Origin of the sequence: Tunturibacter empetritectus, assembly GCF_040358985.1 — a bacterium.
Lineage (GTDB): Bacteria > Acidobacteriota > Terriglobia > Terriglobales > Acidobacteriaceae > Edaphobacter > Edaphobacter empetritectus.
This window is the reverse complement of sequence record NZ_CP132933.1, coordinates 57153-72939: the sequence shown is the minus strand read 5'-3', so window position 1 is coordinate 72939 and position 15787 is coordinate 57153. Positions and strand designations below refer to the sequence as shown.

At 55.4% G+C, this 15787-nt stretch carries 15 protein-coding genes and 1 pseudogene; 12 read left to right on the top strand and 4 right to left on the bottom strand.

The window, feature by feature from the left end; genetic code table 11:
* Positions 1-110 precede the first annotated feature (110 nt).
* Positions 111-1793 (bottom strand): amidohydrolase family protein, encoded by a 1683-nt coding sequence (locus tag RBB75_RS20775; RefSeq protein WP_353070494.1) that lies wholly within the window; start codon positions 1791-1793, stop codon positions 111-113.
* A 627-nt stretch (positions 1794-2420) separates the two neighbouring features.
* Here RBB75_RS20775 and RBB75_RS20770 point away from each other — a divergent pair.
* Positions 2421-2948 (top strand): YybH family protein, encoded by a 528-nt coding sequence (locus RBB75_RS20770; RefSeq protein WP_353070493.1) that lies wholly within the window; start codon positions 2421-2423, stop codon positions 2946-2948.
* Positions 2949-3283: 335 nt separating this feature from the next.
* Complete coding sequence (locus tag RBB75_RS20765) at positions 3284-3727, top strand: GlcG/HbpS family heme-binding protein (protein WP_353070492.1); 444 nt, start codon at positions 3284-3286, stop codon at positions 3725-3727.
* Positions 3728-3862: 135 nt separating this feature from the next.
* On the opposite strand, the gene RBB75_RS20760 is transcribed toward RBB75_RS20765, so the two are convergent.
* On the bottom strand, positions 3863-4753 hold the full coding sequence (locus RBB75_RS20760; protein ID WP_353070537.1) for an SDR family oxidoreductase: 891 nt from the start codon (positions 4751-4753) through the stop codon (positions 3863-3865).
* A 152-nt stretch (positions 4754-4905) separates the two neighbouring features.
* Here RBB75_RS20760 and RBB75_RS20755 point away from each other — a divergent pair, with 152 nt between their 5' ends.
* On the top strand, positions 4906-5529 hold the full coding sequence (locus RBB75_RS20755; protein WP_353070491.1) for a TetR/AcrR family transcriptional regulator: 624 nt from the start codon (positions 4906-4908) through the stop codon (positions 5527-5529).
* Between the two features lie 155 nt (positions 5530-5684).
* Here RBB75_RS20755 and ltrA read toward each other — a convergent pair whose 3' ends face one another.
* Both ltrA and RBB75_RS20745 read right to left on the bottom strand, forming a co-directional pair.
* Positions 5685-7178, bottom strand: a complete 1494-nt coding sequence (gene ltrA, locus RBB75_RS20750) for a group II intron reverse transcriptase/maturase (RefSeq protein ID WP_353070490.1) — start codon at positions 7176-7178, stop codon at positions 5685-5687.
* A 503-nt stretch (positions 7179-7681) separates the two neighbouring features.
* Complete coding sequence (locus tag RBB75_RS20745) at positions 7682-8362, bottom strand: TetR/AcrR family transcriptional regulator (protein ID WP_353070489.1); 681 nt, start codon at positions 8360-8362, stop codon at positions 7682-7684.
* A gap of 211 nt (positions 8363-8573) precedes the next feature.
* Between RBB75_RS20745 and RBB75_RS20740 the strand changes: the two are divergent.
* The 9 genes and pseudogenes from RBB75_RS20740 to RBB75_RS20700 all read left to right on the top strand — a co-directional run.
* Positions 8574-8738, top strand: a pseudogene (locus RBB75_RS20740) (hypothetical protein); the annotation flags it as partial.
* A 7-nt stretch (positions 8739-8745) separates the two neighbouring features.
* On the top strand, positions 8746-9036 hold the full coding sequence (locus RBB75_RS20735) for a DUF2141 domain-containing protein (protein ID WP_353070488.1): 291 nt from the start codon (positions 8746-8748) through the stop codon (positions 9034-9036).
* Between the two features lie 385 nt (positions 9037-9421).
* Positions 9422-10048: an NAD(P)-dependent oxidoreductase gene (locus tag RBB75_RS20730; RefSeq protein WP_353070487.1), complete on the top strand. Its 627-nt coding sequence runs from the start codon at positions 9422-9424 to the stop codon at positions 10046-10048.
* A gap of 173 nt (positions 10049-10221) precedes the next feature.
* Positions 10222-10743, top strand: coding sequence for a cupin domain-containing protein (locus RBB75_RS20725; protein WP_353070486.1), 522 nt, complete (start codon positions 10222-10224; stop codon positions 10741-10743).
* Between the two features lie 114 nt (positions 10744-10857).
* On the top strand, positions 10858-11730 hold the full coding sequence (locus RBB75_RS20720) for an NmrA family NAD(P)-binding protein (protein ID WP_353070485.1): 873 nt from the start codon (positions 10858-10860) through the stop codon (positions 11728-11730).
* Between the two features lie 139 nt (positions 11731-11869).
* On the top strand, positions 11870-12289 hold the full coding sequence (locus tag RBB75_RS20715; RefSeq protein WP_353070484.1) for a DoxX family protein: 420 nt from the start codon (positions 11870-11872) through the stop codon (positions 12287-12289).
* 135 nt (positions 12290-12424) lie between these two features.
* Positions 12425-13018: a hypothetical protein gene (locus RBB75_RS20710; RefSeq protein WP_353070482.1), complete on the top strand. Its 594-nt coding sequence runs from the start codon at positions 12425-12427 to the stop codon at positions 13016-13018.
* A gap of 56 nt (positions 13019-13074) precedes the next feature.
* Positions 13075-13794 (top strand): nuclear transport factor 2 family protein, encoded by a 720-nt coding sequence (locus tag RBB75_RS20705; protein WP_353070481.1) that lies wholly within the window; start codon positions 13075-13077, stop codon positions 13792-13794.
* 40 nt (positions 13795-13834) lie between these two features.
* The gene (locus RBB75_RS20700; RefSeq protein WP_353070480.1) at positions 13835-15709 is read left to right on the top strand and encodes a M61 family peptidase; all 1875 of its coding nucleotides are present in this window, start codon (positions 13835-13837) and stop codon (positions 15707-15709) included.
* Positions 15710-15787 lie beyond the last annotated feature (78 nt).

Sequence of the window (15787 nt, the reverse complement as noted above, 5' to 3'; positions counted from 1 at the left end):
GAATGGTGACACGGCCATCGGATAGAGCACATGGCCAACAAGAGACACATAATTTACCTCGAGACGCTTAGCCCCGTAAGCAAGAGTGGTTTACATACCTGCGGTTCGACTCAGTAAAGCCCGAAACGTCCTCTTACAGATTCCAAGAGTTTTGCGGAATTGAACCCAAGACCATCGCGGAAGACTAACTCGACATTCTCGATCTCGTTGATATGGCTGCTTGGATCCCCCTTGACCACAACGAGGTCAGCGTTCTTGCCAACGGCGATGGAACCGATATGGTCCGCCTTGCCGAGATAAATGGCGCCGTTGAGTGTGGCAACCTTAATCGCTTCAACAGGTGTGAATCCGCTGTCCACAAGGAGTTCTATCTCGCGCTGATCCCCGAACCCTGGCAGAATGTGTCCGTCGCCGGTGGGGTCCGGACCTGCGAGCAACAGGCCGCCAGCTGCCACGAAACTACGCTCCAACTGCTGTCCACGCTTGAAGCCGACTTCGTGATAACGCTGATAGCCATGCCGACTCTTGGTCCTATCGGCATTTCTTTCATAGAGGTAGGTTTCCCTTGCTTGAGGTGTCATCGCGTCGAGAGCACGTTGCTGCAAAGGCGGATTCATGTCTCCATCTTCTTCAAATACAGGAAGCGTACTCGTGACGGCGACGTGCTTGGATACCAACAAGGCGATCAGTGCTTTCGCCGCCGACCCATCCGGGTCCATCGCCTTCAGCGTGGGGCCACCAGACGTGGCGGGGCATACGTCTGGCTCTTTACCGGGATCGAGTTGGGTATTGACGAAGAAGCCGTGCTCGAGATTGTCAATGCCTAACTCTGCGGCTTCTGGATAGGTAACCGAGCAAAGATGTCCTGTGATCTTGAGCCCTTTCGCATGGGCCGCTTCGATGGCCGCCTTCAACTCGGCACGCGTGATATGGTCGTAGGCCTTGAAGCTCGTCGCGCCTTGCGCCGCCCAGAAATCGACCGTCGCCCGAGCATCCTCTGGACCGGTCAGCGTGTGCACCTGCAGGAAGACATTGGGAGCTCCCTGAAGATAGGGTCCAGTGACATCCATATGCGGACCGGGCGTGTGGTTTGCCTCGATCTCGCGTTTGAGATTCAGTTCAGCGTAGGGTTCAACCGAGCCGGTAGTTCGGAGAGTGGTGACGCCGTTTGCCAGATAGAGACGTGGAGATGTGTAGGTCATCTGTGGCAACAGAGTGGGAAAGTTCGTCTGGTGCTCGGCATTGTCATCCGCCCGAGCTACATAGAAGAGATGATCGTGCATCCCTACAATTCCGGGAATCAGAGTGCGGCCTGTCATGTCAAAGACGGTCTTGCCATCCGCTACGTCGGTACTTGCGGTTGGACCCACTGCTGTGATCTTTCCATCTGTGATTTCAATCGTCTGATTCTCTCGAAGTGCTGCCCCTGTGCCGTCAATAACTCTTGCATGAATGAGGCGAACGGAGCCTTTGTATGCATCGATATCGACGTACTTGCTGACCTCGGGAGAAATTGGCGCAGATTGACTCGCCCCGTTTTGCGAGGCGGCGTCTTTCACGTCTTCCGCGTGTGCTGTGCGAACGGCATAGGCTAACAAGAACAACAACACATAGGCACAAAGCACAAACTGGTCGGCACGCCTGGACTCGATGATGCGGTGCTTGGGCAAAGGAACGGAGTCATGCCGAGCTAAGCGTTGTTTTGAAATCGTCTCTTCGAGAGGGCGGCGGTGACAAACACAGACGCGCACGTGGAGTCTCCGTATCATGCGGCGTGTCACCAGAACTTTCATCGCACTCTCCCTTGCTTCTGTTGCCGCGTCTTTGGCCGCCAATCCAAATGAGCAATCTGACGATTAGACGCTCATGCAAACCATTGGTCGCAAAATATGCAGCGGTTGCACTGTGAAGATCTTGGCGTCTATTCGGAGGTGATTTTCTTTGCGAACGTCGAGCCGGTAGAGGAGTATGTATAAGCGAGCTCAGAAGTCCTGGAGCTTCCATTTGCCCAGTTGAAGAATGATCGGGCATTCGCTTGTTTCAGAGTTCATCGTCAAAGGGCGGATCAAATCGGCAACATCTTATATGCCATATACGGTCCAAAGCGCCACCCTCTAATGGCAAAGCGGTCGATATGTTCACAATCATAAACCATAGAATAATTTGCGACCAACGGTTTGCATAAGCTTCTAATCGATATATCGCACATCTCAATGGGCGAAAATGCGAGGCAAAAGGAGGATGCAAGGGAGGTTCTAGTGATCGTGGCGCATCGCAGGATGTTCGCGAGTGGCACGCTGCACACGGTTCTACAATCCTAAATTCTGTTCCTGTTCACTTTAGTCTTGAATCGCCTCGCGGCCTGGTTGTGATAACGCGGGTAGCGACGCCCGCAATGAGGGTTAGTTGAAGGAGAGATAATGAAACGACGAATCGGCAAGCTATTCCTTGTACTGCTAAGTTCAGCCTTTGTTGTTCGCGGCCAGAGCCCACAGTCCCCGCAGATAGTTCCGGCTGCCACAAGCAACATCGTATCGGACACCATGGATGTGCAGCACGTACTTGATGCTTATCACGCAGCAGTTCTCGCTCACGATGGAGCGCGACTCGCCAGCCTGTTTCTTCCTCAGGGGAGCACCTGGATCAACGTGCTTTCTGACGAAGCCTACGCGCGTGTCAAAGCCAAATCGCCGAATGCGACAAGGGTTCGCGTTGGCAGTTATACAGACTTTGCTAAGTTGGTATCCTCCTCGAAGGCAAGCTTCGATCCGACCCACACAAACATGACGATTCACACTGACGGAACCGTTGCCTCCGTATACTTCGACTTCATCTTCCTGGTTGATGGAAAGGAAACGAATCGCGGAAGTGAGACTTGGGTACTCGTGAAATCGGACGGTGGATGGAGGATCGCCGATATCACTTATTCATCAAATCCTCGTCTGTGATTGATTGTGATCAGTCGGAGAGAATGCGATAGGCGCAGCCAAAGGGGTTCACCTGAGTAATCATAAGTGGGTATCAACATCCAGCTTCGTCCACTCCAGGCTTATCACCTCTCTGAATCACTACGGTGGGCTTCAACAGCTAAACGCTCAACCCTGATAATTCCGATTGTGTTTTCCCACGACATGTCAACTGGGGAGCCCGGTCATTGAGAAGGTCTACGACTTCAAAGAGGACCGGCTCCATTGCAGGACCTCGAATCGGCGGAGCACGTTGGGAAGCTCGTCTTGTCTGTGCTAAGCACCCTGGAAATTATCTGGTGAAGAAAGAGAAAACTATGAGCACTGAAATTGTAACGAGATCGACCCAATCCCACACCATCACGGTCGAAGCAGCGAACGAGTTGATCAAGATAGCTCGCGCAGCCTCTCAGCAGATCGGATTTGAAGTGGCGATTGCGGTTACGGATACGGCTGGAAATCTCAAAGCCTTTGAGCGCACCGACGCCTGCCCGTTCCTGGCAGCGGACGTTGCAATCGACAAGGCCTGGACTGCCGCAGCCTTTGGGTTGTCCACCCACACATGGGCGTCAATTCTGACGAACCCACTTGTTTCCCAGCTTGCACATCGACCGCGTCTTGTAGCGGTTGGCGGTGGTTATCCCGTGATCGAAAGCGGTAGGGTCATCGGTGCGATCGGCGTCTCCGGTGGCACCGCCGAGCAGGACCAGCAGGCAGCCGAAGCGGCACTGAGCAGCCTCGACTTTACGCTCCCCGCATAATCCGGGGCGGGAAACCTCAGACGACCTGCAAGAAACAAAGCTTGTGCAACTCACATCGATCCGCGGCAGATATGACGAGGCGCGGGGCCACCCGGAGCCCCGCGTCCGCGCCTCTTACGATTGTTCAGCAGATCGTCAGTACTTCACGTTTGCTAAATCCTCGATCATCCCTGGCCCGGTCGGCTCCCAGCCCAGCGTATTGCGCGTCCACTCGCTAGACGCCGGCATGTCCATCGTCGCTGCGTGACCAAAGAACGGCCCAAAGTGTTCGCCCGCCTCTTCTGCGGGGATAGCAATGGCCGGCACGTTGAGGCCCCTCGCTATCGTCTCGGCAATATCGCGCAGGGACACGCCTTCTTCCTGTACCGCGTGATATGTCGTCACGCCCGATCCCGTGTTCTCGACTGCCAGATAGTACAGGTGTGCAACAGCGTGCAGCGGAGCTGCCGCCCAACGGTTTGCGCCGTCGCCTACGTAGGCCGAGGCACCCTTCTCGCGTGCGATCTGAATCACCCTCGTCACCAGTCCCTGCTTGCGCGTGTCGTGCACCTGCGGCAGACGCACAATCGCCACATGAACACCCTTTGCCGCAACAGCCTGCGCAGCCTGTTCCGGCCTACGCGGCATTGCAGCCGATTCTGCTGGAGGATCAGTCTCTTTGCGCGGCTGGCCCGGCGCGCCGGCAGTGATTCCGATGCCAGAGGTGACCACCAGCAGCTTGCCCGGTTCGAGCACCGATCCCATCGCTTCAATCGCCTTGATCTCGTCCTGCGCACTCTGCGCAAACTTCGACATGTCGTCGTGGTTGAACGCCAGATTCACCACAGCGTCCATTCCGGTCGCGCCAGCGCGTAGGCAGTCGAGATCGGTAAAATTTCCGCGAAGCACCTCCGCGCCGACGGCCTTCAACTGCTCCTCGCCGGCGTCGCTGCGGGTAAGCCCACGCACTTCGTGCCCCGCCGCAATAAGCTCCTTTACCAGTTCCGTCCCAATGAATCCCGTTGATCCCGTTACGAATACACGCATCGTCGTCTCTCCTGTTGTTGGTGGCCAGCCTACGGAGGTCGCGTCAAAAGTTGACATGTTGACCTCTGCCTTATAAAACGGGGTTAGTCCCCGGATATTTAGGATAACCGGGGACTGTCCCCGGTTTCATTAAATTGTTCGTCCGTTCTTGCATGTTGAAAAAGAAGATCTCGCCATCTCCGCCTGCCCGCAAACCCCGCGCCGACGCGGAGCGCAACCGCGAGCGCATTCTTGAGGTAGCCAAGAAGGTTTTCACGCGCGACGGCGCCACCGCGAGCCTGGATGAAATCGCGCGCGAGTCCGGCATCGGCAACGCCACCCTGTATCGCCACTTTCCAACGCGCGATGATCTCATCGGAGAGGTCTATCGCAGTGAGGTCGAAAAACTTGTGTCAGCTGAACAGCGCTTCGCCGCCTCTATGCCGCCGCTTGAAGCGCTCCGCGCCTGGATGCTTCTCTTCATCGACCATGTCGCCGCAAAGAGCCTTATCATCCCAGCCATGAATACCGTCGCCGGCGGTGCCACGCGCCTCCTCGAAGGCTCCCGTTCGCTCATCCATACCGCCTTCGTATCCTCCGTGAGACGCGCCATAGCCAGCGGCGATCTCCGCTCGGACTCAGACCCCGATGACTTCGTTCGGGCCCTCATCGGCATCTTCCACACCACTGCTCTCCCCGGTTGGGAGCCCAGTGCCCGACGTCTCGTGGATATCCTCATCGCAGGTTCCCGCGCTGCGAACAAGCACTCCGCCGCTTTGCCCCGTATACAGCACTAATAGGGAGACTCTGGCACTAAGCATTCGACGTCGAGTGGACGAATAAAAGGGGAGCTCTGACCGGCGACTATACCTCAAACTAGTGATCCAAATTTCTATCGCGGTAGGGATGCGCATTTCTGCGCACCCCCCGCACAGATCCCGGCGGGCGTGATTCACGCACCGGGCTCCCACCTTGGGTGTTTGACGGCGAAGCGTACGCTGGGCCAGGGATGAAGGATGTGTGGTGGAGGCAAGAACTCTGCCGCGAGTTTAGCCATCCGGTTCCAGGTGGTGCGATCCCGCTGGCCCCGCTGTGTAAGCGAGCGTCGCCATAGATCAACCACATAGTGCCGGAAGGCCCCGAGGCATCTGCTGTTGGTCGGCACCGCGTGATACGCGAAGTATCCACGGACGACCTGTCCAAGCCATTTTCCCTGAATCGGGATGGGTTCGTGCATGCGTCGCCTCAACTCCTCTTTGATCGCTCTCAACCTTGTGCGCATCCTATCCCGGCGCGTCTGCCGTTTAAGCTGGAAAGCGCCCCTGCGGGATCGGCTACAGATGTGAGTAAATCCAAGGAAGTCGAACGTCTCCGGCTTTCCAAGCCCACAGCTTTCTCGATCTTTGGCCGCGAAGCGACCGAATTCGATCAGCCGGGTCTTCTCCGGATGCAACGAGAGCGCAAACTTCTCCAACCGCTGCCGCATGTCTTCCATGAACCGCTTCGCGTCCCGTTCGTGCTGGAAGCCCATGACGATGTCATCGGCGTACCGCACAACGATGACCTGACCCTTGGCATGGTGTTTACGCCAGTGATCGGCCCAGAGGTCGAACGCATAGTGAAGATAGATGTTGGCCAGCAGAGGCGAGATGACAGCTCCTTGCGGAGTGCCTGCCTCTGTTGGCACAAGGGTTCCATCTTCCATGACGCCCGCCTTCAGCCACTTGCGAATCAGACGGAGAATGCGGCTGTCGCCAACCCGGTGTTCCACAAAACGAATCAACCACTCGTGGCTGACCGCATCGAAGAAGCCAGCGATATCGGCGTCCACGATCCAGTTCACCTTCGTCGAGGTTATCCCGACTGCCAACGCATCCAGCGCATCGTGCTGTCCGCGTCCGGGCCGGAACCCGTACGAAAATCCCAGGAAGTCTTCCTCGCAGATTGCGTTGAGCACTTGCACCACAGCGCGTTGAACGATCTTGTCCTCCAGTGCGGCGATCCCCAGTGGGCGTTGCCGCCCATCGGGTTTCGGAATATATCGCCGCCGTGAGGGGAGCGCCCGATACTTGCCTTGATGCACTCGCTCGTGTAATCCCGTCAGGTTCGCTTCCAGGTTCTGCTTGTAGCTCTGCCATGTCACTCCATCCACTCCCGGAGCCGCTTCCCTCTTGAGGCTGGAAAAGGCATCCGTCAGTCGATCGATCGTCACATAGTGGAGCAAAGCGGTGAACCGTTCCTTCTTCTTTTGCTGCGCTGCTTTCCGTACACGGTCAAGCCCCTGGGACACACTTTCCCGGCTCTGAGTCCGGCGCATGTGTTGCTCTCCCGTGTTTCCCTCGGCCCTTTCCCTTCGCTCCACTGACTCCGCCACCGGTTGTCCGGCCTTGTTCGCCAGCTTCGTCGCTACTATGGAAAGGTCTGACTTCTCCGGCCCGTGCGTCATCGGCTTCGACTCCTCGTCTTCCCGATGCGGACCACTCCGAGACAACCGGAGCGGTCGGGCTGGAGATCTCCCGGTTCCCGAGCAAAGAGCGTCTCTGCATGCCAGGGTCTAAGACCACGCAGGGCCGTCCAGGCACTCGCAATAACGTGCCCGTCCGTATTGCCTTCCACCACGCTAACGGCGTCGGCACCCTGAACTAATTTAAAGCTTTCGCGGCTCAATGGCTGGCCTACAGACTCCCCTGTCAACGCTTCGCCCTGCACCTCGCGATGCACAACGCATGACTCGGGGCCAGTGTGGTTTGCTATTCCTTCACTGCACAGGACTCTCACCTGCTACTCCTTGCCGATCTCCCGGCGCACTAGCGTACGATTTTTGACGTTTGGTGTAGTGGCCCCTACTGCTTTCTCTTGCGACCAGGAAGGAGTACGGCTTTGGTAAAGGGAATGCGTCTTGATAGGCCGCGGGCATACCTCCAACGACTCCTATGTGGACAGAAGCTGTTATTGCTTTGTTGCACCGGAGCGGCTGGATCGTTTAGAGATTGCACTTTTCGGCAATCGCGGAACAGTCTGGAGGCCCGCCCAAAGCGTTGCGATTGTTTGCTCGGTCACGAGAGTCTGGTCAGACAATCCAGGCACAACTCCCTGGATAACAAAGAGTGTGGCGAGGCCAAAGATCGTAAACCACCAAGTGTGGGCTATCACGATGTCATCCCTATTTGGCAATTTTTCACTCTTGGCAACATCGAAAAAGAGCTGCACAAAGCGCGCGAACAACGGCGCACCGAGGTTGTCGATATATTGTCCAGCACGGACGCCGTTTCTGTTCTCAGGCCCGAACCAGACGTTGCGGAACTCCTGTGGATGGTCAATGCAGAATTGAATCAAGCCGCGTGACGTTGCAAAAAGGCGTTCCTTCGGTGCGGGATGTTTAGCGGCAGTCGCGTCGAAGTTCTGAATCATCAGCTCGATCGTCTCGCGGCTCAACTCAGCAAGAATGTGCCATTTGTCGGGGAAATGCTGATAAATCACGGCATGCGTATAGCCGATCTCTTTAGCGATCTCCCGAAGCGTCACGGCCTCGTAGCCGCGATCGGCAAACATCCTGCCTGCAGCCGCAAGGATTTCGCCTCGAAGTCTTTCCTTACGCTCTAGCCTGCGACTTGGTGATGTGGTTGTCATTTGAATAGCCTAACTCCATTTGAGCGAAATTTTCGTCCAATCGTTGACTTCTAACCACTGGTTCTCATATAACCGATGGATAACGTGGCAAGAAGCTGAGACAGCTTCGGTTCAAAACCGCCCGAGACACTCTGGTCAAGGACTCACACGGAGGGACGAGCCGATGAATGCCAAACCAAATCGCAGAGCGAACAACAAGGGGGAATAATCGATGCGACTCAACCGAACTCACGTAATTTCAATTCTTCCTCTTGCACTGTTGGTTTCCGCCAGCTTGACCCCGCAACAACTCCACGCCCAACAGACCTCAACACTGACCATTCAAGTCACTGGGTTGAAAAACGCTAACGGACAGGTTTGTATTAGGCTCTGGAACAAGAAAGATGGATTCCCCACGGACGACAGAAAAGCATTTGCGAGCCATAGAGGTGCCCATCGTCAACTGCTCCGCAAGTGCGGTGTTCACCGCAATCCCGTTCGGCACATATGCGGTGAGCACTTGGCACGATGAGAACGAGAACGGAAAGTTCGACACACGATTTCCTGGGATACCGTTGGAAGGCTACGGCATATCGAATGGTACGCGTGGAAAGCTGGGACCTCCCCCGTTCGATCCGTCGGTCTTTCCGGTTCATAACGTAACGACCACACTTCCCGTCGCAATCCGGTACTGATCTGAAGTGAGTTCCCATTCCAGCGGAGTCTTGACTAAGAATGTTGGTCTGCTGATGAATTGAAGCGAGCTTTTCGAAGCTCATCCCCCCCAAGTGCCCGCCATCTTGGATCGATCCTGTCGTCGTTCCGACAGAACACTCGGAAGTGACACTGGCTTTCGGCGGATGGTCAAGAGACTGAAGCACAAGCGTGAGAATTCCGCCACAAAAGCGGCCCGGAGAGTTTCCTGGATGATCTCCGGTTGTTCTGTGTACGAGTGTGCGGGGGTGAATTACAGCGCTTTTCCACCAGTGATTAATTTGCAACCAACGGTTATCATCCGCTTCTAATCCTTAGGTCGCGTCTTTGGATTGGCGGCCATATACGCGGCAAAAGGAGAATGCGATGAAAGTTCTAGTGATTGGAGCAGCGGGCAAGAGCGGCGAGGCGCTGGTAAATGAGGCGCTTGCGGCCGGGCATAAGGTGACGGCTTTCGTGCGAGGTACTTCGCAGTACAAGAAGGAGAACGTCAGAGTTGTTGCGGGAGACGTGCTGGACGCGGCTGCTGTCGACGTTGCAGTTGCCGGACAGGATGCGGTCATCGACGCGTTGGGCGGCAAGACGCCTTGGAAAGTGACGACGATGGAAACGAAAGCCGCACACAATATTGTGGACGCGATGCGGCGCAATGGCGTGCGTCGGCTACTGAAGATTTCAGTGGTGGGTGCGGGAGAGAGCGTCAAGAACGCCGGCTTCTTCAACGAGCACGTACTGATGCGGACGTTTTTGAAGGGTCTGCTGGTAGACAAGGCGGGCATGGAGGCCAAGATCGAAGGCAGCAACCTGGACTGGACGCTCGTGCGGCCGCCGATGTTGACCGACCATGTGAAGACCGGCATTGCCAGGGTGCTGAGCACGGAGGGCGGCGAGAAGGCTCACAAAATCGGGCGGGCCGATCTGGCAGCCTTTATGGTGCAGCAACTGGAGAGTCACCAATATGTGCGACGGGCCGTGACGGTCACGACCACATAGCAAGACTTCGGCGAGGATCAACTACCTCTCTCATCGAGGCGATGCGATCGTCCCTGTAAGGATGCGCCAGATCACTGTGGAAACTCACGGGACTAGCGGGGTGCCCAGCTGCGCAACTCACCAGGTCTGTATCTAGCCCAGATCGCCAACTTCGTTTACGAAAGGATTGCCTTATGCCACACTTCCCCACACCGCTTGAAGAAGTCATTCATCACAACGTTATTAAGAACAACAAAACAGGCGGTCCGACGCTGGACATCGGGCCAATGCAGTTGCTGTGGAGGGCACTGGGAGAAAACACGGGCTACACCTTTTCCATTTTTGAGATGACGGTTGTGCCGGGCATGGGTATTCCACTTCATAGGCACCCATTTGCAGAGTTTTTCTACGTGCTCGAAGGCGATCTGTCGATCGCGTATTGGAACAACCAAGGTATCACTGAGTGGAATACGTGTGAAGCCGGAGAGAGTCTGATGGTGCAACCCAATGCGCCTCACTCATTCTTCAATAAGAGTGAGCGTCCGTGTCGCGTGCTGAGTGTCTCAACGTATCACCATGAACGAATGATGAAGGATGCGGTACATCCGGATGGCAGGGCAGACTTCTTGCCTGCTCAACTCACCCAGGCCGACTTCGAGAAGTTGACCATGTCCATGGAAAAGAACCAGACATTTCTCGTCGCAGACCACGCGTAGCACGGGATGTCTCTTGAGTTCACGTTTGAACCTAAGAGATGCCCCGCGACGCAAAAACGGGGCTGCAAGATACGGCCCCATATCGCTTCAACAACAAACAAGGAGAACATAATCATGTATTTAGTCATGGGCATTACAGGAAAAGTGGGCGGCGCCACCGCGCGTCATCTGCTGGAGCAAGGAAAACAGGTACGAGCACTTGTGCGCGATCGTGCAAAGGCGGCTAGGTGGGCAGACCAAGGCGTGGAGTTGGTAGAGGGAGACTGGAACGATGGGACAGCCATAGCGACGGCGCTCAAAGGTGTTGCGGGCGCGTTTGTGATGCTGCCGGCTGTATGGGCACCCTCGCCTGATTTCAAAGAAGCAAAGGGCGTGATAGCGAACTACGTCGAGGCGCTGACGAACGCAGTACCCCCGCGGGTGGTAGCACTCTCGTCGATGGGCGCAGATAGAAAAAGCGGGTTGGGGATGATCACGGGCTTAGCACTTTTGGAGCAGAGTTTTCGCAACCTGACCTCTCCGGTCGCATTCGTGCGCGCAGGCGGCTTCTTCGAAAACTTTCTTTTCGGCTTGCAGGCCGCCCAGGGCGGAACACTACCGGTCTTCTACAATCCGACTGACCGGAAATCGACCATGGTTGCGTCAGACGACATCGGCGCAGAGGTGGCAACGCTTCTCACGGGGCCGGCGTGGTCAGGGCAGCGCGTCATCGAACTCGGTTCGATGGTAAGTGCGGATGAGGTGGCCGCACAGTTGGGTGAAGTCCTGAAACTTGACGTAAAAGCCTTCGCGCTCCCACGTGCCGCCTGGGCGGATGCGTTCCAGCAGTTTGGCGTTCCGAAGGGCCACACAGGGGCTGCCGAAGAACTGTACGAGGGCGTTAACGCGGGATCGATGGACCTTGGAGTCACGGGTAGCGAGCACGTAGCAGGTAAGACGTCCGCACGCGATGTGTTCACAACTGCACAGAACGCCGCCAAGGCGTAAGCCCGAGCAAACTAAATCAGCCCGGTTTCTTGGAAAACTGCGGCACCCACGTCAACGGGCGGAACCGGAAGCCTGATGGTCCGGTTCCGCGCTGTCGAAAGGCCAACACATCCCACCAGAAGACGAGGATCCTTTCACTATGAGAGCCGAACAAACAAAAGATAAATCTGTGCAGGCAGGTCGAGCAATTCGAATAGCCGCGATGGTAACAACCGGCCTTGTCGCCTTCAGCTGGTTGTATTTCGGAAGGTTATATCTAATTCACGATCCTGGCGAATGGAGGGATGCCCATCAGCAGCTCGGATATCCGCTCTATATCATCCCTCTGCTGGGCGTTACCCATATCCTTGGTGGCGTGGGCGTTCTAATTCCCAATGTACCTCGATTGACTGAGTGGGTTTATGCCGGTCTCGTGATCAATCTCTTGCTGGCGTTCTACTCACAGCTAAATGGTGGTGGAAGTATCTTTGAGAAATTTGATCCAATTCTGGTCCTGGCGTTCGTCGTTGCCTCGTATGGGTTGAGACGCCGCTTGCGCGCAAATAGGTGGTCGATATGAAGAACACACTCGGCACCTTTTGCTTTTTCCAAGCACACCACTAGCGGCACCATCAGTCCTGCTAAAACCCTCCTCTTGCCAGCTTCCGATCATTTCCGGCTGAACAGCACGTCAAACGACATGAAAGGGACGACAATGCACAACTTGAAGCCGCCAATATTCCTAGTGGCGATTGTGGCGCTTCTGATCGCAGGACTCATCGGCGGTGCGATGGTGACGCGCCAAAGACACATGCGCGTCGCAGCCGAAGAGGGCATACGACAAGAGCTTCGAGAAAACAATGAAGGAGTGGAGGAAATGAGAGCCGCCATTCCGACGGAGATAGAAAACATCTCCGGCACGGTCGTGCTTCTCGAACAAAGACAAGCCGGACACGCAGTGGACGGCTCGAAGGTCAAGATCGGCTTAGCCGTGCTATCTCTCACGAACGCCAACTGGCAGACAGCCTCAGTGACTGGGGCGATTGGAACAGTTGACTACGCCACGGTCGAGCGATTCGCTGCAGCCTATTTCGAGCAGGCACGATTGGCGCAACTCCAAACGTCCACGATGGAGTCGATGATGTCGCTTTCTTCCTATGTCGGGCATGGGGAGGGAATTCAGGCGATGTCTCCAGCAGAAGCCCGAACCGCCGAGATACAGGCTCAGGCATTGCTCGCGCACCTGAGGATGATGTTACGCATGACCGATGGACTCGAAGGAGCCTACAAGACAGCGCTTGGCTCTTAGCTGTGGTGAGCATGTGTAACGGCTCGGGCGTTTCATTTGGTGTAAAGGTATTTAATATGTCCTCGCTTCGCTCGTCCCTGCTTGCCATTGTGTCCGCGACTGTTTCATTTGTACCCTCAAGCTCACATGCCTCACAGACGATCGGACCTGACCAACATCTGGCAACACAACTGCGTAAGAGTGATGAGATTTTGCTCAAGGCAGTTCATACGGCGAATCGCGCAGCGTGGCAGACATTTGCGGCACCTGATTTCTTTTATCTCGACGAGGAAGGTGGCGTTACATACCTAGACGTCTTTCTTCGGCAGTTAGTGCCAATGACCTCTAAGCCACTACAAATACAGACTTACACGCTGACTCGCGCGGGTGATACGGCTGTCGTTCTCCACGAAGATACAGACGAGAGCAAGGTCCGGTACATCTTCACAGAGACATGGCAGCGTTTGAACGGCGCCTGGAAGCTACGCGTACTCCACATCACAAATGTACCTTCCGACCCGCCATCTATCCAGCTCTCACAAGCCCAAATTGACGAGCTTGCGGGCACCTATCATTCAGATTCAGTCACCTACACGATTCGCCGAGACGGTGATCATATTCTCGCAAAGCGTCCAGATGGCCCAGAAACTGAACTGAGGGCTGAGACACGCGACATACTGTTTTCGCCGGGTATTCCTCGCGTGCGCAAGGTCTTTCTGCGAGACGCGGCAGGTAAAGTGAACGGCTTTGTCGTGCGGTATGAAGACAGTGACACCTTGTGGAAGAAGGTAGATTGACCGATGTTGTCAGCAGACCAATTCACTCGTGAGGAGTTTCATGTTTCTTGTGCGTCTTAGGTCGTTGTTTCTATCATTGCTCGTGGTGATCGCCTGCCAGTCGTGGGCCCAATTGCCGCTAAGTCTTTCTGTGGACCTGCGCGACGCTCCTCGGAAGTTGCTTCATGCGACCGAAATTGTTCCCGTACAAAACGGTCCATTGACTCTCGCTTTTCCAGAATGGATACGCAACGAGCATGAGCCCGCTCCCCTCACGCAGCAGGTCGGCCTATTCATTAGAACCTTTGATGGCAGTGGAGCTGCGGGCGAGGCTCTCTCCTGGAAGCGTGATCCCCTCGACCTATATCTCTACCATGTGACCATACCGAATGGAGTCCGCTCCATCGAAGTCAGATTCGACTTCATTACATCGGACAAGGGTGGGGGCACCCTCGCATCTTCAGATGCAAACCTCGCGGTGTTGGACTGGAACACTGTCGTCCTTTACCCCTACAGCGGACGCGATACGCAAGTCACCAATTTCACCGTCACGCCGACAGTCGTCTTGCCAAACGGTTGGCATACGGCCACCTCGCTTAAGACTCTGGCGAGCGCAATGGAGCCGACTAGTTCGGTCGTAAACTTTCAGCCCGTATCGCTCGAACAACTGGTAGATTCCCCGATGATTGCGGGACGCTACTTCCGAGAAATCGCACTTGCCCCCGAAGTTTCACCCAAGCACTACCTCGACATAGTAGCGGATCACCCGGAAGATCTCGAAGTCCCTCAAGCGCGAATTGATGAATTGAGCCAGACGATTCGCCAGACCGGGCTACTATTTCGTAGCCATCACTATGACGAATATCGCTTTCTCATAACGCTTTCGAACAACATCTCGGGTGCTGCGATCGATCACCTGCAATCCCTGGACAATCGTCGTCGGGCCAATTTTTTCCGTAACGAGAAAAGACAGAAGCTTTTCGCGAATTACACGATCCACGATTTTCTCCATAGCTGGAATGGCAAATATCGGCGCCCCGAAGGACTCGCCACACCCAACTTTCAAACTCCTGTGATTACGAGCGGAATGTGGGTATACGAGGGGCTGACGGATTATCTTTCCAACGTGATGACCGTAAGAACAGGCAGCGCGAGCAAGGAAGAATATTTGGATGCTCTGGCATCGAGAGCTGCCTACTACGATCGTCGTCCAGGTATGCGGTGGAGGGATCTTGACGACGTTGACACGATGGCCTACCAGCTCTGGAGCAGTGAGGATTCCAGTTACGACAACTGGCGTCTGGGCGGCTTCGATTTCTATAGCGAAGGGAATTTGATATGGCTCGATGTCGATGTGACTCTCCGCAACAAGTCGAACGGGAAGAAGTCACTTAACGACTTTGCGGCTCTCTTCTATGGTCTCGGTGGAGATACCGGCCCCAACGTCGTCCCGTACTCATTCCACGACATCGTAGCTTGCTTGAATCAGGTAGTTCCGAACGACTGGGCAGGCTTCCTCAGCGAACGCCTTCATGCCCTGTCCAAAGCTCCGCTTCAAGGCATCGCAGGAGCCGGCTACAAGCTTGTCTACAAAGAAGGCGCTGACGATGACTTTCGGTATTCCCTTGCCATGAGCATCGGAGCGGACGGCGTGATCTCGGATGTCTTGATGGGCGAAATCGCGTATCAGGCAGGTTTCGGCCCTGGGATGAAAATACTTGCGGTGAACGGCCAACCATTCGCGCGCGCAACTCTGCAGCAGGCAATCGATGCCGCGAAAACAACGACGACGCCCATCGACTTCAAGGTTGACAATACTGGCGTAATCTCGGACCTGCGTCTTGACTATCACGGTGGGCAAAGGCATCCCGTGCTAGAGCGTATTCCGAATACCCCGGATCGGATCGCTGAAATTCTGCAACCGATGAGCAGGTAGTGATGAATCGCCAAAACGCTCATCGATGCTTTGTAATAGTGGTTGAGTGACTCGGCCTGCTCTCGCCATTTGAGTTTC